General features: G+C 35.0%; 17 protein-coding genes and 1 pseudogene. 11 read left to right on the top strand and 7 right to left on the bottom strand.

Annotated elements, in window-relative coordinates:
- Nucleotides 1-32 precede the first annotated feature (32 nt).
- A complete protein-coding gene (locus ACFSJT_RS08160; protein ID WP_378319761.1) occupies nucleotides 33-1,334 on the bottom strand; it encodes an NAD(P)/FAD-dependent oxidoreductase in 1,302 nt (433 codons plus the stop codon).
- 306 nt (nucleotides 1,335-1,640) lie between these two features.
- Here ACFSJT_RS08160 and ACFSJT_RS08155 point away from each other — a divergent pair, with 306 nt between their 5' ends.
- From ACFSJT_RS08155 to ACFSJT_RS08115, 9 genes and pseudogenes are all read left to right on the top strand, one after another.
- A complete protein-coding gene (locus tag ACFSJT_RS08155; protein WP_378319760.1) occupies nucleotides 1,641-2,351 on the top strand; it encodes a DUF547 domain-containing protein in 711 nt (236 codons plus the stop codon).
- A 96-nt stretch (nucleotides 2,352-2,447) separates the two neighbouring features.
- Nucleotides 2,448-3,338 (top strand): hypothetical protein, encoded by an 891-nt coding sequence (locus tag ACFSJT_RS08150; RefSeq protein WP_378319759.1) that lies wholly within the window; start codon nucleotides 2,448-2,450, stop codon nucleotides 3,336-3,338.
- A 32-nt stretch (nucleotides 3,339-3,370) separates the two neighbouring features.
- Nucleotides 3,371-4,369: a glycoside hydrolase family 113 gene (locus tag ACFSJT_RS08145; protein ID WP_378319758.1), complete on the top strand. Its 999-nt coding sequence runs from the start codon at nucleotides 3,371-3,373 to the stop codon at nucleotides 4,367-4,369.
- A gap of 141 nt (nucleotides 4,370-4,510) precedes the next feature.
- A complete protein-coding gene (locus ACFSJT_RS08140) occupies nucleotides 4,511-5,767 on the top strand; it encodes a POTRA domain-containing protein (RefSeq protein WP_378319757.1) in 1,257 nt (418 codons plus the stop codon).
- A gap of 493 nt (nucleotides 5,768-6,260) precedes the next feature.
- Complete coding sequence (locus ACFSJT_RS08135; protein WP_378319756.1) at nucleotides 6,261-6,905, top strand: hypothetical protein; 645 nt, start codon at nucleotides 6,261-6,263, stop codon at nucleotides 6,903-6,905.
- A gap of 90 nt (nucleotides 6,906-6,995) precedes the next feature.
- Nucleotides 6,996-7,250 (top strand): annotated as a pseudogene (locus ACFSJT_RS08130) (nuclear transport factor 2 family protein); the annotation flags it as partial.
- A 700-nt stretch (nucleotides 7,251-7,950) separates the two neighbouring features.
- Nucleotides 7,951-9,399 carry a hypothetical protein gene (locus ACFSJT_RS08125; protein ID WP_378319755.1) on the top strand — a complete coding sequence of 483 codons (1,449 nt, stop codon included), beginning with the start codon at nucleotides 7,951-7,953 and terminating at the stop codon, nucleotides 9,397-9,399.
- A 237-nt stretch (nucleotides 9,400-9,636) separates the two neighbouring features.
- Nucleotides 9,637-10,746: a hypothetical protein gene (locus tag ACFSJT_RS08120; protein WP_378319754.1), complete on the top strand. Its 1,110-nt coding sequence runs from the start codon at nucleotides 9,637-9,639 to the stop codon at nucleotides 10,744-10,746.
- 578 nt (nucleotides 10,747-11,324) lie between these two features.
- Entirely contained in the window at nucleotides 11,325-12,074 is a 750-nt protein-coding gene (locus ACFSJT_RS08115) for a DUF6261 family protein (protein WP_378319753.1), read from the top strand.
- 115 nt (nucleotides 12,075-12,189) lie between these two features.
- Here ACFSJT_RS08115 and ACFSJT_RS08110 read toward each other — a convergent pair whose 3' ends face one another.
- The 4 genes from ACFSJT_RS08110 to ACFSJT_RS08095 all read right to left on the bottom strand — a co-directional run bounded on the left by ACFSJT_RS08110 (nucleotide 12,190) and on the right by ACFSJT_RS08095 (nucleotide 14,438).
- Nucleotides 12,190-12,561 (bottom strand): DoxX family protein, encoded by a 372-nt coding sequence (locus ACFSJT_RS08110; protein WP_378319752.1) that lies wholly within the window; start codon nucleotides 12,559-12,561, stop codon nucleotides 12,190-12,192.
- On the bottom strand, nucleotides 12,552-12,950 hold the full coding sequence (locus tag ACFSJT_RS08105) for an alkyl hydroperoxide reductase (protein WP_378319751.1): 399 nt from the start codon (nucleotides 12,948-12,950) through the stop codon (nucleotides 12,552-12,554). Before ACFSJT_RS08105 ends, ACFSJT_RS08110 begins: the two co-directional genes overlap by 10 nt.
- A gap of 54 nt (nucleotides 12,951-13,004) precedes the next feature.
- Nucleotides 13,005-13,706: a hypothetical protein gene (locus ACFSJT_RS08100; RefSeq protein WP_378319750.1), complete on the bottom strand. Its 702-nt coding sequence runs from the start codon at nucleotides 13,704-13,706 to the stop codon at nucleotides 13,005-13,007.
- Between the two features lie 171 nt (nucleotides 13,707-13,877).
- A complete protein-coding gene (locus tag ACFSJT_RS08095; protein WP_378319749.1) occupies nucleotides 13,878-14,438 on the bottom strand; it encodes a hypothetical protein in 561 nt (186 codons plus the stop codon).
- A gap of 244 nt (nucleotides 14,439-14,682) precedes the next feature.
- Between ACFSJT_RS08095 and ACFSJT_RS08090 the strand changes: the two genes are divergently transcribed.
- On the top strand, nucleotides 14,683-14,826 hold the full coding sequence (locus tag ACFSJT_RS08090) for a hypothetical protein (RefSeq protein ID WP_378319748.1): 144 nt from the start codon (nucleotides 14,683-14,685) through the stop codon (nucleotides 14,824-14,826).
- A gap of 626 nt (nucleotides 14,827-15,452) precedes the next feature.
- The gene (locus ACFSJT_RS08085) at nucleotides 15,453-15,908 is read left to right on the top strand and encodes a hypothetical protein (RefSeq protein ID WP_378319747.1); all 456 of its coding nucleotides are present in this window, start codon (nucleotides 15,453-15,455) and stop codon (nucleotides 15,906-15,908) included.
- 96 nt (nucleotides 15,909-16,004) lie between these two features.
- Here ACFSJT_RS08085 and ACFSJT_RS08080 read toward each other — a convergent pair whose 3' ends face one another.
- Both ACFSJT_RS08080 and ACFSJT_RS08075 read right to left on the bottom strand, forming a co-directional pair.
- A complete protein-coding gene (locus tag ACFSJT_RS08080) occupies nucleotides 16,005-16,610 on the bottom strand; it encodes an FMN-dependent NADH-azoreductase (protein WP_378319746.1) in 606 nt (201 codons plus the stop codon).
- Between the two features lie 5 nt (nucleotides 16,611-16,615).
- A complete protein-coding gene (locus ACFSJT_RS08075; protein WP_378319745.1) occupies nucleotides 16,616-17,485 on the bottom strand; it encodes an NAD(P)-dependent oxidoreductase in 870 nt (289 codons plus the stop codon).
- Between the last annotated feature and the right edge of the window lie 427 nt (nucleotides 17,486-17,912).

The raw sequence follows: 17,912 nt of genomic DNA, 5'->3' as shown, positions 1-17,912 counted from the left end.
AATTATTCGATCCTCGAAAGTCTAAGTATACTTTATGCAGTTTGAAGCTGTGATTTTTTGAAGGCTGAAAGGATCTCGGATTCATATTTTGTATATAACTCAGGATCAAAATTAGCTTCGCCCAGATGCTGCATGACAAAGTTGATATCTTTTTTTTCAGTTAGCCATCGGTCAAAAACTTCATGGCGCATTCTGATTCCGAAATTATTTATTCCTAAAAACTCTTGAGTTTCTTTGTGAAATGAAACGGTTATGCATTTAGTATCATCTTCGTGTATCCAGTGAAATTGTTCTTCGTATTTTTTAGGTCGAGCAAATACCCAACCATAGGTTTGATATTCGATATCCAGAAATTTTGCACTGTTAAACCAATGTCCTGGTTTGTACTCGATCCTATTTCCGCAGATAGTTTGTGCCACCGTTTCGCCCATCATACGCCCCGTATACCAAACAGCTTCTATGGGTCGTCGCAAACCGATAGCTTCATGTTGTTCTGCACAATCACCTATTGCATAAATGTTGGGTATGTTGGTTTCAAGAAATCTGTTTACTTTAACACCGCGCCCTAATTCGATACCAGAATCTTGTAAGAAATCTATGTTGGGCGAAACCCCGGCTGTTAATCCTACTACGTCACAATCAATAGCTTCTCCTGTTTCTTGAACGACGACCGCTTTTACTTTTCCATTTTCATCAGCAATAATTTCTTTTAAATTAGATGATAGTCTGAGGTCGATATGATGATTTTTAATATGCCTGTTGATCATTGCACTTTCGCCGGCAGGCAAAACGCCATTCCAAAAACTTTCTTCTCTTACTAGAAAGGTAACGGGAATATCTCGGGAGCGTAACATTTCTGCTAATTCGATCCCAATTAATCCACCACCAACAATTACCGCATGTTTACACTCTTTATTGGTAGGGGCATATTTTTCAAGGTTTTCAAGATCCTGTTTATGATACATTCCCATAACACCATCCAGGTCCTGGCCGGGCCATCCAAACTTGTTAGGTTTAGAACCCACCGCGATTATTAGTTGGTCATACGTTAGTTTCTCTCCGTCAGAAAAGATGAGTTCGCTTGCTTCATGATTGATTTTGGATACAAAACCTTGTTTAAGCCCTATATTGTTCTTTTCCCAAAACCAATTTTCATAAGGTTGCGTATGTTCAAATTTCATATGCCCCATATACACATACATAAGTGCAGTACGGGAAAAGAAATAATCAGTTTCGGCAGAAATGATAGTAATTTTTTTGTCAGACATTTTACGAATATGCCTGGCAGCGGTAACTCCTGAAATTCCATTTCCGATAATTACAATGTGTTCCATAAAGATGATTGTTGATTGTCTTTGTTAATGATGAAGTGGTTGCTTCGATCAATAAGTCGATCATAAATATAAGAACTTAAAAAGTAGCTTTAATTTAGAATGAATCTAAAAACTTAAGGTTTTTGTAAGGGCGTGTATTTTTTTTCGAACGTGAAGTGTATTGAGTAAAGAGAAAAATAAAAATGTTAATAGTTTGTAAGTTGGTTATTTACCATTCGACTGACTGGCCAATACCAAGATAATTTAACCATCTGAAACTCGGCTTATATTAAAATAATTACTTATAGAATTCAAAAAAATACACACATGAAAAATATAATTGTCATATTCTTTAGTCTGATCATCCAGTTTGGTTTTTCTCAAGGCACTGAAGATTTTTTTACCCAGGCAGATGCTTTTTTCAAAACATACGTGTCTGATGGGCGGGTTAATTATAATGAAATAAAGAAAGACCCATCTTCTCTAAATCAATTATTAGATATGGCTTCTTCGCTAAGCATCTCAAAAGATCAGGCAAAAGAGTATCAGGCATTTTATATCAATGCGTATAATCTTGCGGTTATAAAAGGTATTGTGAATGCATATCCGGTAAAATCACCATTGGATATAAAGGGTTTTTTTGATAAAACAACATATCATCTGGGTGGAAAAGAACTTACACTCAATGACCTGGAGAATAAAATACTACGCAAAAACTTTCCTGAAGAGGCCCGGTTTCATTTTGTATTGGTATGTGCAGGATTAGGGTGTCCTCCCATTATTGCCGAGGCCTATACACCCAAAATCCTAGAAAAGCAATTACAACGGCAGACGGTAAAAGCTTTAAACGATCCAGATTTTATCAAAGTAAAAGGCAATAAAGTTCAATTATCTCAAATTTTTGAATGGTACAAAGAAGATTTCACCCGAAACGGATCTGAAATTGACTATATCAATACATTCAGAAAAGAAAAAATCCCCGAAGGAGCAAAGGTTTCCTACTATCCTTATGATTGGAGCCTAAATCAAATCAAGTAATTCTTCAATAACATTTAATATTCAGTAAGTATAGGCTTAAAGTTTGTCTTCAAAGAGAATACTTTATAAGGATACTTATGCAAAAACTCAAAAAAAATGAAAACTCAAAAAATTGTATTCACTGTAGTAAGTATTTTTGTTTTAACTATAGGTTTTGCTCAAGAACAGGATAATGATCAACAAGGATCAGTAATACAAACGCTAACCCCATCAAAGCTCATAGGTAAAGGCCAATATGATATCAAGTGGTTCAATAATTTGTATACAGAAACTGAAGATCTTTTTGGCCCCGGTGGCGAAAAACGTGAGATACCAAGACAGACTTTTTTTACTTCTACCTTAGAAGCGTATACCGGGGTAGGCAGTAATAAACGATGGAATGTAGGTTTAATCCTCGAATTTAGATCCAGTGTTATTGCTGATCGTGATGCGCTCGACGTTTTTAAGTTTGATGGTGAAAGAGGTACCGCAAGATCCGGATTCACCTCGTTTGCGCCCTCTGTAAAGTTTGTTCCCCTTAAAAATGTAAATAATTTTTCTATACAAAGTTCATTTTTCATACCACTAGTTGATAATGAAGTAGAAGATGGAGTATTTCTTGATCAGAAAGGATATACCTGGCAGAATCGATTTTTCTACGATCATACATTTTCGGGTAATAAATTCCAAATATTTGGAGAGGTGAATTCTGAACTAAATTTTGGAGATGAAGAAGATAGTTTTGCTAATAATAGTCTAAGACTCACACCAGGAGTATTCTTCAGTTATTTTCCTAGTTCGACGTTTACGGTATTGGTGCTTGCGCAACATTCAGAATTGATCGATTTAGGAAACGATTTTGATCAAAATTTTACAGCTCTGGGAGGAGGAGCAAAATATCAACTTACTAAAGAATTGAACGTAGAAGCATTGTACACAAACTTTGTAAGAGGGGATGCTACAGGTCTGGGCGAAACATTTAATATAGGATTAAGGGCCGTATTCTAATAAAATTGTATTTTCAGCAGTAAAAAACGAAAATGAAGAAGTTTTTTCTACTGCTGCTAATCACTATTTTTTCCGGCTGTTCTGGCCAGCAATCGAAGATTAACGGAGTAAGTTTTGTAGGATCTCCAAATGAAATTAGTATAAAAGAAATAGAACCTGTTGTAAAAGTTAATGCCAATTGGGCTGCAGTAATGCCTTTTGGGTTTTTGAGAAATTTAGAGACCCCAACCGTAGTTTTTAATGTCGAGCGACAGTGGTGGGGTGAACGAATAGAGGGAGCAAAAAAAACGATAGCACTGCTAAATAAGAAAGGCATTAAAGTGATGCTTAAGCCTCAGATTTGGGTATGGCGAGGCGAGTTTACGGGAAATATCAATATGGATTCTGAAGAAAATTGGAAAGTGTTAGAAAACTCATATGAAGAATTTATGATGCTATATGCACAGTTGGCCCAAGAAATGAAGGTTCCTATCCTATGTATTGGTACAGAGTTGCACACATTTGTGCAAACAAGACCGCAGTTTTGGGGTTTGTTGATTAAGAAGATCAGATCGATCTATAAAGGAAAGTTGACGTATGCAGAGAATTGGGATCAGTTTGATAAGGCGCCCTTTTGGCAAGAGCTGGACTATATTGGGATCGACGCATATTTTCCAGTGGCAGAAAGCCAAACGCCCAGTATTGAAGAACTTAAAGAAGGTTGGCAAAAACATAAAATAGATATCATGAAGCTACAAAATAAGGTAGATAAACCGGTTTTATTTACAGAGTACGGGTATCGCAGTGTGCATTATACCGGTAAAGAACCCTGGGACTCTAATAGAATTGAAGGTAATTTCAATTTTGAAGCTCAAAATAATGCCTTAATTGCATTGTATGAAGAATTTTGGTCAGAACCCTGGTTTGCCGGTGGTTTTCTTTGGAAATGGTTTCATAATCACGGTGAGGTCGGCGGTAAGAGGAATAACCGATTTACAATCCAGAATAAACCTTCAGAAAAGATAATACAAGAGTTTTATTCAGCAAATTAATGAAATGGGATTAAAAATTTTAAAATTTCCTCTCCCTAGAAAAGAGGATTAAGGTGATGGTTTTTAGTGTCATGATCCCTCATCCTAACCTTCTCCCCCAGGAGAAGGAACTATACTATCTTTAGTAAAAACATAGAAGCAGTGAAATCAACTCTTACTTTTATTATCCTGTTTGTTACCAGCATTGCTGTGGCTCAAGAAAATATAATTACAAACATAGTTATTCAAGGCAATAAAAAAACCAAAACTGCTGCTTTGACCAAGCTTATAAACATCGAGAAAGGCAGTGTACTAGATTCATTAAAAATCGAGAAAGATATTAACAGGCTTAAAAGATTACCATCTATTGCCCATGCCTATTACCAGGTTCATGAAAAGGAAGAAGGTTATGAATTGGTATACGGAGTAGAAGAAAACTTCACCTTAATTCCTTCGGCCAATGTATATACCACTAATGATGACGAATTTGCTTTTAGATTAGGGTTGTACGAGTTTAATTTGTTGGGGCGAAATATTACTCTTGGTGCCATCTACCAAAATGATATCTATTCTTCTTACATGGCCAACATCAGAGCTCCTTTTTTATTCGGCAAAAGATTGGGATTAGCTTTGAATTATAGTAACATTACTACCGAAGAACCTGTTTTTCTGGAAAATGGAACCGCAGACTATAAATACAACAATACTTCGTATGAAATGCTGGGTTTATATCAGTTTAATTTACAAAACCGGATAGAACTGGGTATCAATTATTTTAATGAAGATTATGAATATAAAGAAGGGGTAACCGATCCCGAAGTACCTCAAGATTTTGATGTGAATAAGCTACTGTATAAGTTTATTTATGAATACAATAACCTTGATTATGACTATCAATATGTCTCTGGGTTTCGAAGTATCCTAAATACACAATATGTGATCAGTACCGAAGACGTATTACCTGATTTTTTTATCTGGTGGAACGATTTTTTGTATTACAAACGCATAGGTAAAAAAGGCAATTGGGCGTCGAGGCTAAGACTTGGTTTGGCAAGCAACGACGAATCTCCCTTTGCTCCTTTTGCGGTTGATAATAATTTGAATATTCGCGGAGTGGGAAATATTATCGATCGCGGTACCGGAGTGATTGTACTCAATACCGAATATCGCCATACGCTATACGAAAAAAACTGGTTTGTACTGCAAAGCAATGTATTTGTAGATGGTGGAAGCTGGCGCAATCCCGGAGGTGATTTTGGCGATTTTGGCAATTCCCAAAACTTTAGGCTCTATCCCGGTGTGGGACTACGCTTTATGCATAAAAAGATCTTTAATGCCATTTTTAGAATTGATTATGGCTACGGCGTTACCCAAGATGCCACCAATGGTTTTGTGTTTGGGATCGGGCAGTATTTTTGATTATTAGTTGATTTTTGATGTTTGATTTTTGAAAGTAGGTGGTTCATAAACATCCTTATTTCGATTGGCTTTCTTAGATCAGTTTTCCGACCTTACCTGGCTTGGTACTTTTCTTCCTGTAAAACTCCTTCCATTGATGTATTTCAAGGTGTAGTGTTTAACAAGATGATAAGGTGCCGTCTCATCGAGTGTTTTTATCATTAGTGATAGCGGTTGATAAAAATGTATCGAGATGAGAACATAACTACAATGATCAATTGGTTTTTGATACTACTATTGAAGTATTACGTTAGTTTGACGACCAGACCAATGTCTGAACAAAAGCGTTCCAGAATTCGAATGGATCAATAATACGGGTTTAAATAAACAATAAAAACCTATTGGGTACCAGTATATACAAGAAATAGCCGATTCATTGCTCAGGCAAGCTATTGAACAACAATTATAAAGAAAAACCAACGTTCTACTTTTAGCAATTGAACAACAAATCTTTATGAAGGTTTTTCGACCTGAATTTTTCCACAATAAGAACACTACTTTAAAGGAAAGCTTATTCCTGATAATAGTAGCACTTTGTTTATCTAATTTAAATGCTCAAGTACAACTAAGATTAGAACCTGGGGTGCTCTTAGAGACAGGCTCAGAAAATTTAGGAGTAATGCTTAATATTGAGCCTAAAGTCAAAGCTTCAGAAAATACGGTCATCGGTTTAAGATTCGGAATTGCGATAAATTCTCAAAAATTTGAAATTGATGATAGCACTCCGTTTTTTATCGATGATTTAGATGACAATGGGATGTTTTCTTTTGTCTCTACATTTGATTATTATTTGAATGAAAATTATTATCGACCTTACATAGGGTTGGGCCTAGGGTATTATTTTTTTAACAACATAGATGTGTCCAGGCGAGACGGCGCTACAGATGTACTAGAAGGAAGTGTCAATAATCAACTAGGACTGCTGTTAAGAGGAGGACTTGATTTAGGGAATACAAGATTTGGATTAGAATATAACTTTATCACCAAAGCAGATATTGAAATACCAAATGGTCAAATAATCGGAACAGTAGACAATAGTTATTTGGGAATATCGATTGGATTCATAATCGTTGGAAGGAAAAAACAGGAAAAATTATAAACCCGGATAAATTTGATTTTTTGAGGCCGATTACCCTACAAAAACTGTGGCTAATGGCATAGTGATGACATATAATTTTTTCACGACAAAGGCGGATACATGACCTCGAAGCAAGATATTATCGATACAACCGAACGTAATATCTGCGGAAAAGTAACCAGAACATTAATACAACCCAGTGTTGAGGTATATCCTATCCATAACTACGGAGCAGTGCAGATAGGGTTTCATCAATATTACAACAACCAAGAACCAGATGCTGCATCTATCCCTGTTAAATTTATTATCGTATGGAATAATGAAAACGGAAAATGGAAAATTAAAAAAGTAATAAGTCTACACTAGAGATTACAAAACTGAATAAACCAGTAGCTAACAAACTATAGAATTAATGGATATTGCAGGTTCATTAGGTAGTTAAAGGCTAAAACCCTTTGATTTGATTACGGTCACTTTAGTTTTTATAAAGCTTGGTAACAATTTTGTCATCCCAGTGTATACTGGGATCCATTCGTACTACTGTAGTTATGGATTCCTGCCTAAGCAGGAATGACAAATACAGTATAATTCTTCAATAATAGAAAATAGAATTTTATTCTTTGGCCAAACACTATGGATTTCAAATCCATAGTGTTTTATTTTTTTAAGTCTTCTACTTTCTTTGGATATTGAAATGGTAAAGACAAAAATTTAAAAGGGTAATTTTACAATAAATAAGTATACCACAATGATTTAGTACGCCTTTAACAATTTTAAATTTCCCTTGCCACCACCAGTATCTCGACCAATGTCCACAACGATTAGTAGGTACAACAACTTACGCTCTGTGGAAACCCGTAAATCTCGCATATCATAATTATGTAATTTGGTTGGCGTCTACCATGATCCAATGTTATAGCATAGTAACTAATACTTATGCTATTGTGGTTTTACACAGGTTTAATAAGGATGGGTGTAGTAGATTTGGAAAGAAATAGTATGAGTAGGATATATGTACTTTTACATATATTCAATAGTTGCCAGCAATTTAAACTAACAGAAATCTATGAAACCAAACTTTATCGAGCCGAAAAAATTTAGTGAGCATTTTGGAATAGATAAAAATATTGAATTGGATTTTGTAGATATTTATGCTTATCAAGACATTCCACTTTTTCTTGACCCTTTTGGAATTTCGGCAATGGGAACAAAATGGGCAAAAGAATGTGAAAATCAAATAGCAACATATTTTCAATATTTAGTTGACAGTTTAAGAACAGGTGACAAAAAAACTGTTACTAAACTCTTGAACGCACTTCACGAAGTAAACGAAATTGCATTAGGATATTCTTCTGGAGTTCCAAGCGGTCGTGGAATTGGACCACAACAAGCGAAAGATATTCAAGCAGCTTTTGAGTCAAGTCAAGCAGCACAGTCTGGCGATATAAAAGATATTGCTGATTGTGCTTTAATGATTCCCGGCATTAGCAGAGATAAAATATCAGATATAACTGCTAACATTTTGAAGAGACAATTGGTAGAATATACTCAAAAGCAATGTGAGAAACATAAAATTCCAACTAAAAGAGTTGCGGTTAATAATGCCTTTAACTATAACACATTGCAATTCACAAGTTATTTTGCACAACTTCCAGTAATCGGAGACCACGCAAAAATTCTTTTACCTATTAGTTCGGTTCGGCAAGACCCTGAATTAAGTAAAAGTAAATACTACCGAAATTTTGTTCTTGAATTCTTAAGAGCAGAGCATCAGCACGCAGGAGATGCACTTTCGTCTGTGTTAAAAAATGGACAAGTTGTTGTGAGAATTATGGACTTAAAAGAAAAGTATCCAATGAACGTAGACTTCTTGTACGAGTTTTCTAAAAACCATCCGAAAATACTTGAAAACTACAAGAATGAATTGAGACGGACAGCGATTAAAAAAGGTAAAGCACAACTTGTTACAAATAGGAAAATACTGAATGCAACTGAACGCAAAGCAATAATGAGTTCAATTGAAACAGGACAAAAAGATGCACACCAATTTCATAAAATCTCATTTGATAACCTTATCCACATATTTGGAAAAAGAGCATCTAATCCAATAAGTGAACAAGCAATTAATGAGGGTCGCAAAAGAATTGACATTGTTTTTAATAATTCCGACAAAAATGGATTTTTCCATAATGTTAATACAGTACATAAAATTCAAAGTCCCAAAATTATTGTCGAATGCAAAAATTACGGTAGTGAATTAGGGAATCCAGAAGTTGACCAAATCAATGGACGATTGAATTCTAAACGTGGTAGATTTGGAATCCTTGTTTGCAGAAAAATCAAAGATAAAAAGACACTGTTGAGTAGATGTAAAGACTTAGTAAATGATAACGGAAATTATATAATAGTATTGGAAGACAATGACATTTACCAACTGTTGGAAATGAGAGATAAAAACAACGAAACTGCAATAGATAGTTTTTTCGAAAAGAAAATGGACGAATTAATAATGTGATAAAAACTGCTGGCAACATTGTATATAAAAAATAGCGCAAGTCTTTGCTAACACTAAGGTTTGTGCATTTTTGGAAAGTCGCCAAATTTTTAAATTTGACGATTTCCAATAAAAAATAAATAGTAAAATTTAAAAATTCGGCTTGTGTTTCATCCGAAAAGTAACAGCTTATTTTCAGCGCTACTTTTCATATACGGAGCCGTTAGGGTAATGTAACCAATCATCAAGAAATAGAAAATGAATATAGAAAGTTTGCTGAATAAAATAAAAATTTTCAAAGAATTGGTAATTGATTCTGGATTTAAAAGAGATGTGGTTGACAACAAACAAGCCATTAGTCAAGCACAAAATCAGAACTTGGTTTTTATGAAAGGACTTTCTGAAAACATCAAAAAGAATTTTGTCTACTTTGAAAATAATTCTCTTGATAGTGAATTATCAATTGTTTTAAGAGAAAATAAACCATTTACATCTTTGAATACTTTGGAGGAATTGGAGGAATTAGACTCTAACAAAGAAATTGATGGGCAACAATATTTTCAAAAATTCAACTCTATCTTAAACCAACTTCAAAATTCAATTCAAAAAAATGAATCGGAATTAAATAATCTTAAAACAACATTTGACAAGTATGTTTCAGAAGATGATGAATACGAGACAGATGAAGAGCAAGCGATAATGTCTTTAATTTTCAAAGACCTTGAATCTACGGGAAGTTTAAAAGAATTTTCAAAAGTATTAAATAGGTGGAACAGAACTTTATTAATCTACCATACTCTTCTAAAATCCGAATCACCAAAAGAAATTTCTCTTGTTGAAATTCAAAACGGCTCTATAGATGTTATTTTCAACATAGACTTTGACATAGCAATCGATTTGACCGAACTTGTCAAAACAGGATTAAGAGTTTACGGAGCTTATTTATTGTATAAATCTAAAACCGCTAAAGAAATTATTGCTTCATATATGGGCAATAAAAAACTAATCGCAACGGAAATAGAACGAGAAAAATTAATGTTAGACAACATTAAAGAGTCAATAAAATTAAAAGCTCTCGAGCAGCATGAGGCAAATTTAAAATCGGACTTGCCACCTTCAAAAACAGGAGCAACAAAAAAAGCTGATGAAGTTGCGAAAGTTATAACTGACCATGTTGTAAAAGGAAATGAAGTTAAACTTCTAACACCACCTGAGCCTGAAGTAGAGAATGAACAAGATATTTCAACAGAATTAAGAACGGAAACAGCAACTGTAAGGGAAAGATCTAAAAAGTTAGATGAAAAGGAAAAACAATTGTTGCTTGACAAATATACAATAAAGGACGAAGAAGAAAAAAAGGAAGAATAGAACACCACCCAGAATAATGGCTATAAGTAATTCCTTTTTCTCGCCTACTTTTGAAAATCCGTTAGGATTTTCTATCCGGTTTGTATTTGTTAAATTCGTTGCTCAAACGTCTCAACTATTCTTAAACAACAACGTTGGCATTAATTACCAGCTAGCACTCGCCTATGACGAGCCCCATCAAAAACCTTACAGATCCAAACCCCTATCAATCGACCAGTATTATGGCTATCTAGATTACAATCCTACCCATCCCCAAATCCAATAAAAACACCACCCACACCCCTGCAACAGCTCTGTATAGTTTTGCAATGACCTCTCGCTAGGGTGCGAGAGGTATTTTTATATGGGTAAAGAACTCCTGCACCCTTGCAAGTGATATTTATACTATGGCAACGAGCTCCTGCAGCCCTGCAACAGCTATGTACAGTTTTGCAACGAGCTCTCGCAGGGGTGTGGGAGCTATTTACAAAACTAATAATCAGTGGTTTATAAAAAAGGGTTATAATCCCCCCTATACGCATTTTTGATGCATGTGTGAAGCCAATATATTTGCCCTCAAAAATTTAAAACTCATAGATATGTTAACAACAAACAACGTAACCAGGCTTAGTAAAGAAGAAGTAATCGAGTACCTACGCAGTACCAAAGATATTTGTGTACAAAATGATCCTGTGGCACTACAGATCCAAAAACAAGTAGCCGATCTCGATGCAGCCGTAGCACAACTCGACGATGCTTTAATCTATGACCGCAAGAGCGATTTTACCCAAGAGCTGGAAAAACTAGACATCACCCGGGATAATGCGATTAACGGCATGCGCTACGGATTTTTAATGAACAGCTACCATCAGGATACCGAGAAAAAGGAGGCAGGACAATTGCTGCTGGACCATATCGATACCTATGGTAGTGGTATCGCCCGACTTAATTATGAAGCGCAAAGTACAGTAATGGTCAATATCATCGAAGATTATGAAACAGAGCCTAAACTTAAAATGGCTTTAGAAACGGTAGCAATGACCGATTGGGCTACGATCCTTAAAGAAACCAATACTTCTTTTAGGACCAAATATCAAGAGCGTATCACTATAGAAAGTGCTGCCGAAAAGCAATCCTATACGACAATAAAACCACAAGCGCTGGCCGTGTATGAGAAGTTATACAAGCGCATCGGGGCACTTACCGAGTTAGACGAAAACAATACCTATAACACGGTAAACAATGAGTTGAACACCCTATCCAAAAGATACCAGCAGATCATCAATACCCGCATCAATAACAACCAGGATGATGGCGAAGTGCCAAATGAAACAATAGTAGCAAATTAATAGTGTTAGTTATATATTTTTAAGAAAAGACCTGTAGGGTGGTATGCATCCTACAGGTCTTTTTATAGCCATGACGACTATTACTGTAATTGGCTAACTAAGAAGTTCTAAACCATTATTTTCTTACCCACCATGCCCACCAAATCAAAATAGGATGGATCACAATAAGCCTGAACCAAGCCACCCACTTCGCAACACATAAACCATCTTCAACACAACTACCTGTCATTATAAAATAAATATGAGAAGGTATAAAAGCCACTAATAGTATCATGATAAGGTAAGCAGCTGTTTTTCGGGTAGTAGTAAAAAGCACCCCAACACTCAGTACTATTTCTGCTACTCCGCTTATATAATTAATAAGCTCAGGATACACCAAATACTTCGGAATAAGAGGGAGATAGAATTCTGGATGTACAAAGTGATTAATACCCGCAACCAAATAAAAAGCAGATAAAAGGTAAAGCAATATTCGTTTTATATCCATTGTATTTTTTTCTCCTGGTACGCTTTTTTGAGAATGAAAAAGAAAGGAATCCACCAAATAAAGTCATTCGTAATAAGTGTGTAGAAAAACTCAAAAGGTACTTTTTCTTGGATATAGTTGGCAAAGAAACCTAACGGACCAAAGATTTTACCCAAAAATCCAACCATAACAATTGGCCAATGGGTAGTGGGATCTTGAGCAGCCCACCAGTATCCTAAACCATAAACACCAATCACCATACCCATACCCTGCCAAATCATCACATGTAAAGGAGGTTGCATACCTACTAATTCAAAAAAATGGTTGGGAAACAATACCACCCAGGCGCCCCAAATCAAATTATAAATGGCGGCAGCTTTTAAAACTATAGGCATGTGTTTGTTATTCATTTAATAGAACTTGAAGTATAAAAAATGGTATTGATTTAAAAAACGAAGGACGAATTATTCCTTCAGAATTCTTATCTCGTTGATGATATTAAAATCCACTCGTAGTTTGTATTCTTCTTCTGATGTCATTTCATTAATAAAAAAGACTAAATATCCTTTTACTCGTTGTAGTCTTTCAGGAAAATTTTCAGTTGAATTAGCGGTTTCTCCCAGATCTTCAGTCGATTCGATAACCAACACATTTTCTTCACGCAAAGGTGCAAAAAACTCATCCGTAAAATCGTCAAGCAGGCCTGACATTTTCGCATTCTTGTAGGTCTCAGCATTAAAGGTGTTAATAGATTCAAAGAAAGGACTGGTTTCAGAAGCTAGCTGTGCAGCATCAGTGGTAGCTATAAGTTTATAGGTTCCTTTGGCCAATGCTCCCGAATCGGTCTTGCGAATACACATTAAATTCAACCCATAATCTTTTTCATCATCAAAAGAACCCAAATATCCTTTAAAAGTGGTAATGAGTTTACCGTCTTTCAGTCGGGCGGTTCTTAGTTCTGTAGGAGAAAAATCTTCGGTTTCTTCAATACGTTCTGGTGCTCGGTCAGAAACCGTTACAATTATATGTTGTGATGCTTCTGACGGGTCAACTTGCTGGGTAGTCGTTGCCTCTACATTAGAATCTGAAGCGTTGTTACTTTTACTATTTGATGTACAGGCTCCTGCCCACCATAAAATGCTTAACAATAGAGTGATTTTTTTCATGATATTATAATTTTGAAACCAAAGTAACCATAAAAATTGAGTTCGAAAAGATGAAAAATGTGAGAATATCCCTATTTTAAACTAAATGATGTAAAAAATTTATGTAGCGCATGGTCAGCAAGATATTGATTGTCATATTTTTGACTGTAGATTTTGATACCACAAATGAGATTATCTTTGAAGTGCTTGCACCAATTCGGGAATATCGGCGTATCGAAATCTTTTTTCATTTATCTTTTCTATCATGCCAGGAGATTCATTAAAATATGGTTTCAAGATTTTCTTAAAGCCTAACAAGGGGAGTCTTTTGTAGGTGTAAGAGTTCTTAGATTTAATAAGAAAAACATAGTCAATCGTATGATTATCAAAGTCGTTAAAATAGTATTTGTAAAGCGCTACAGGACCTGAAACTAATTGCACTAAAAAATAATCTACATCGTTTTTTATTTTGAATATTGGGAGTTGTTCTTGGATTCTTTTTCTTATAAAAATCTCGTTTCCTCTTTTATATACAGCAATATTTCTTTTCTTAATTTTCTTCACTCGACCGTTATCAAGCTTAACATGTATTTTGTTGATCAATTCATCTCTCCGCCCCGATTTTCGATCGTTGACTTTTCCAATCAAGGTATCATTAGAAAAGGTAACAACGTATCCATCAAGAAAGTCAGATTTCTGAGCATTAACGGCTATATAACCTAGTACACATAGAAATAGTAAAATTGCTTTCATAGAATGTGTACATCATCAAATTGCATACCAAACATAGATATAGTAAAGTATTGCTTCCTCAATATTTGTTATATTATCCTTTATTAATAGCTGTAATTTAGACGAATTTGCCTTACAATTCCGGTATTAAATACAAATATTCAATATCCTTTATTATTCAAAAGTAATGCTGTAGATAAGTTGGTCATATTTTAAATTATAATTCTTAAATTTATAAATTACTAACTCTTAAATCTTAAGTATTATGTTAAAAGACATTTCGAATCTTGGAAGACCTCTAAACAGTAAAGAATTAAAATCTATTAAAGGAGGAAATGATGGACCTTGTGTTTATTGTTTTTGTGCTCCTGGTGGTGGTGGTGGAAACTGTTGCTGTGTGAATAGATAAAGATTAGCAAAGCGAACTTAGGTTCGCTTTTTTATTTCAGCTCCTCATTGCTAGACTCCAAACTAATAATCACAAGAGTAACAGTATAAAATTTTTACTAGCAAAGTTATAAACAGTACTCGGCTAAAAAAGTCAGCTATGCAATTAGCATCTGAAAATTCAGATGTTTTCAGGGATGGTTTACTGACTCTAATCATGACGTAAAATACAATATTAATTGATCTTATTAGGGTTAATGAAACGCTACCGCAACTAATTGAAGCTCGTAAAATTCTTGAAATTACCAATTGTGCTCTAATGTTTAAAGCTAAATACAGTGAAATGTGCTGTAGAATAGTAATCATATACTTTATTTAATCTAAATGCACTTATTATATAATAAAAATTAAGTGGAGCATTAATGTACTAAGCAGATTCGTTGAACTACAATTTTATACGATAGACAAATGAATTGAATATGTTAGAGAAAAGGTACTTATTTGATAATCAGGATGGTCCTTTTAGTGTGTTTACAATGTCACATAATTTAACCTTTTGTTATAGAGCTTTTAACAGACAACAAAAGTTTAATTAAATACCTTTAGTAGTATCCAATTTAAATAGTATTAACTAAAAATTACACGAAAATGAAAACTATCAAATTTTTTTCAGTATTTATTTGTGCAGTAATGTTTTTTCTTTCTTGCGAGAATGACTCGACAGAGTTTCAAGAAGATTTAACCAACACTCAGCAAATAGAATTACAGGGCGACAGTAAATCTCTTAATGAAAGAACGAGCTGTAATTACAATACTGCAATATTAGATGAGTACATAGATGGTACGCAAAGCGGTGCTAACATCGTATACTTATTTACTAACGGAAATTTTCCAAATGGTACTACTTACGAATGGTTAATTACACGCCAAAATGGATTAACTCAGTCTTATGAAGCATCAACCGATAATCCCAGGGCCGTTTCGGCGTCATCTAGCAATAAAATCATCCGGGCAAGAGTAACTGCTAGATATCAAGAATGCTCTAGAACATTTTTAAAAACTTTTATACAACCTATTCCGAATGGAAGTGGTGGATTTAATTAATGTTTATAGAATATAAAAGAACCTAAATGATAATATGCACCAAAAGACCATTCTTTTGGTGCTTTTTTATAGATTTTGTTTACTTCTACTAATATTTTATATTTTAATAATTTTTTCCAAAGCATCAGCCTTCATCTCGTCAAAAGTCGCGGCATCCATTGTGGTACCTTCAAGAGAGATAAAAGTGACATCGGTAATTCCTATAAGTCCTAAAACAGTTTGTAGGTAAGGCTGTAAAAAGTTTAAAGCTTTCATTTCTTCTGAAGCGTAAACAGCACCTGCAGCGGTAATAATGTAGGCGTTAACATTCTTTACCATTCCGTAGAAAGCACCTTCTTTACTTACGCCAAATGTTTTATTTATTCTCACGATATGATCAACCCATGCTTTTAAGGCAGAGGGTACCCCAAAATTATACATAGGAGTACTGATCAATACAATATCACAGCCAGTAAGCTCTGCAATGAGTTGGTCAGACAGCTTTGTAGCGTCTTGAAGTTCTGGAGTAAAATTTTCTGAAGGGGTATAAAAACCCTCAATTGTTTTTTGCTGAATATGAGGAATCGGTTGCTTGATAATATCCCGAATGATTACAGATCCATCGGGATTGGATTTTTGCCATTGTTGCTGAAATTGATCAGCAATTTTTCGGCTTTCAGAATGCTCAATTCTCGAACTGGCATCTATTCGTAGTAATTTCATAGTTTTTATTTTTTAAATTTTAAAAATTCATAAACAGCAGTAAAATCCTGCTCGCCAAATCCATGTTGTTTGGCTTGGGCAAAAATTTCTTTGGTAGCATTTAAGTTTGGTGTGGCTACATTGTTCTCGTACGCAGAGATACTCGACAGATGTAAGTCTTTATAAATCCATTGCAGCGGAAAATTAGGGTCGTAATTGCCACTTTCCAGTTTAGGCCGTACGGCAGACATCACCGGCGCCACTACCGGAGTGTTCAATAATACATTAAAAAGTGTTTCTTTTTTGAGTCCCATGGCCTCACCCAGGACCAAAGCCTCTGCAAAAGCTACCATCGATTGTCCCAAAAGCTGGTTGATGAGCATTTTCATTGCGGTACCTTTTCCTACCTCGCCCAGAGATAAGGTATTTTTGCCCATGATCTCAAAAAGGGGAGTAGCTTCTTCGATATCTTGAGTGTTTCCGCCAACAAGAAATAGTAGCTCGCCACTTTCGGCAGGACCTTTGGTACCAGCAACGGGCGCATCGATATACCGTACTTCATGTTTTTTTGCAAGTACTTCCATCTCTTGAGTAAAAGAAGGATTTACGGTACTGCAATTGATCCAAAGGGCTCCCTTTTTCATTCCGTATAGAAATCCGTTCTCTGCTATAGCGGTTTCTCTAACTACCTCGGGAGTAGAAAGCATGGTGATGATCACATCTGTTCCTTGTCCTACTTCTTGGGGTGTTGTTGCCCATGCTGCACCCTGGTTTAGTAATGCTGTCGCTTTGTCTTTGGTACGATTATGTACAACAAGTGAGTATCCTTCTTTTTGTAGATTGGCCGCCATACGACTACCCATAATCCCAAGACCTATACATCCTATTTTTTTCATGTGTTTGAGTATTTTAATTCATTAAGTTGCATACAAATGTCCTATAAATTGAATCGAAGAAATCTTCATAAAATCAAAAAGTAGTGTTTTTCGGTCAGGAATATGATAAGGTTTTAAAAACATCGATTGGTCATCCTGAATCAAGTTCAAGATTTCACAAATAGTTGTTTTTAAGGTGTATAAGATTCTGAAATAAAGCAAGGATGATACTATTTCAAACTTTCGAAACCACCTTATGTCTGTAGAATTTTCAAAAATTTAAAATGATGAAAAACCGTGCGTAAAGCTGTAAACTTAATAGGAGTCATAGCATACTTTCTATAAAAGATCGTAATATCTCATTACATATTCGGTGAGCATTAAGATAATTGTTATGTAGATAAAGATTGCAATGCCTTCAAGATGACTTTTGAAATTTTGCTTCTTC

The organism is Aquimarina celericrescens (assembly GCF_042682765.1).
In the GTDB taxonomy this organism is placed as follows: Bacteria; Bacteroidota; Bacteroidia; order Flavobacteriales; family Flavobacteriaceae; genus Aquimarina; species Aquimarina celericrescens.
Note: the sequence above shows the minus strand (reverse complement) of the source record. Positions and strands in the feature narration are given on the sequence as shown.

What these genes read in the sequence shown, in the direction of transcription:
- ACFSJT_RS08095 (WP_378319749.1), bottom strand. Translation starts at nt 14,438, where the DNA reads ATGAAAGCAATTTTACTATTTCTATGTGTACTAGGTTATATAGCCGTT.
- ACFSJT_RS08160 (WP_378319761.1), bottom strand. Translation starts at nt 1,334, where the DNA reads ATGGAACACATTGTAATTATCGGAAATGGAATTTCAGGAGTTACCGCT.
- ACFSJT_RS08120 (WP_378319754.1), top strand. Translation starts at nt 9,637, where the DNA reads ATGAATATAGAAAGTTTGCTGAATAAAATAAAAATTTTCAAAGAATTG.
- ACFSJT_RS08090 (WP_378319748.1), top strand. Translation starts at nt 14,683, where the DNA reads ATGTTAAAAGACATTTCGAATCTTGGAAGACCTCTAAACAGTAAAGAA.
- ACFSJT_RS08135 (WP_378319756.1), top strand. Translation starts at nt 6,261, where the DNA reads ATGAAGGTTTTTCGACCTGAATTTTTCCACAATAAGAACACTACTTTA.
- ACFSJT_RS08105 (WP_378319751.1), bottom strand. Translation starts at nt 12,950, where the DNA reads ATGAATAACAAACACATGCCTATAGTTTTAAAAGCTGCCGCCATTTAT.
- ACFSJT_RS08145 (WP_378319758.1), top strand. Translation starts at nt 3,371, where the DNA reads ATGAAGAAGTTTTTTCTACTGCTGCTAATCACTATTTTTTCCGGCTGT.
- ACFSJT_RS08080 (WP_378319746.1), bottom strand. Translation starts at nt 16,610, where the DNA reads ATGAAATTACTACGAATAGATGCCAGTTCGAGAATTGAGCATTCTGAA.
- ACFSJT_RS08075 (WP_378319745.1), bottom strand. Translation starts at nt 17,485, where the DNA reads ATGAAAAAAATAGGATGTATAGGTCTTGGGATTATGGGTAGTCGTATG.
- ACFSJT_RS08150 (WP_378319759.1), top strand. Translation starts at nt 2,448, where the DNA reads ATGAAAACTCAAAAAATTGTATTCACTGTAGTAAGTATTTTTGTTTTA.
- ACFSJT_RS08110 (WP_378319752.1), bottom strand. Translation starts at nt 12,561, where the DNA reads ATGGATATAAAACGAATATTGCTTTACCTTTTATCTGCTTTTTATTTG.
- ACFSJT_RS08115 (WP_378319753.1), top strand. Translation starts at nt 11,325, where the DNA reads ATGTTAACAACAAACAACGTAACCAGGCTTAGTAAAGAAGAAGTAATC.
- ACFSJT_RS08155 (WP_378319760.1), top strand. Translation starts at nt 1,641, where the DNA reads ATGAAAAATATAATTGTCATATTCTTTAGTCTGATCATCCAGTTTGGT.
- ACFSJT_RS08100 (WP_378319750.1), bottom strand. Translation starts at nt 13,706, where the DNA reads ATGAAAAAAATCACTCTATTGTTAAGCATTTTATGGTGGGCAGGAGCC.
- ACFSJT_RS08085 (WP_378319747.1), top strand. Translation starts at nt 15,453, where the DNA reads ATGAAAACTATCAAATTTTTTTCAGTATTTATTTGTGCAGTAATGTTT.
- ACFSJT_RS08125 (WP_378319755.1), top strand. Translation starts at nt 7,951, where the DNA reads ATGAAACCAAACTTTATCGAGCCGAAAAAATTTAGTGAGCATTTTGGA.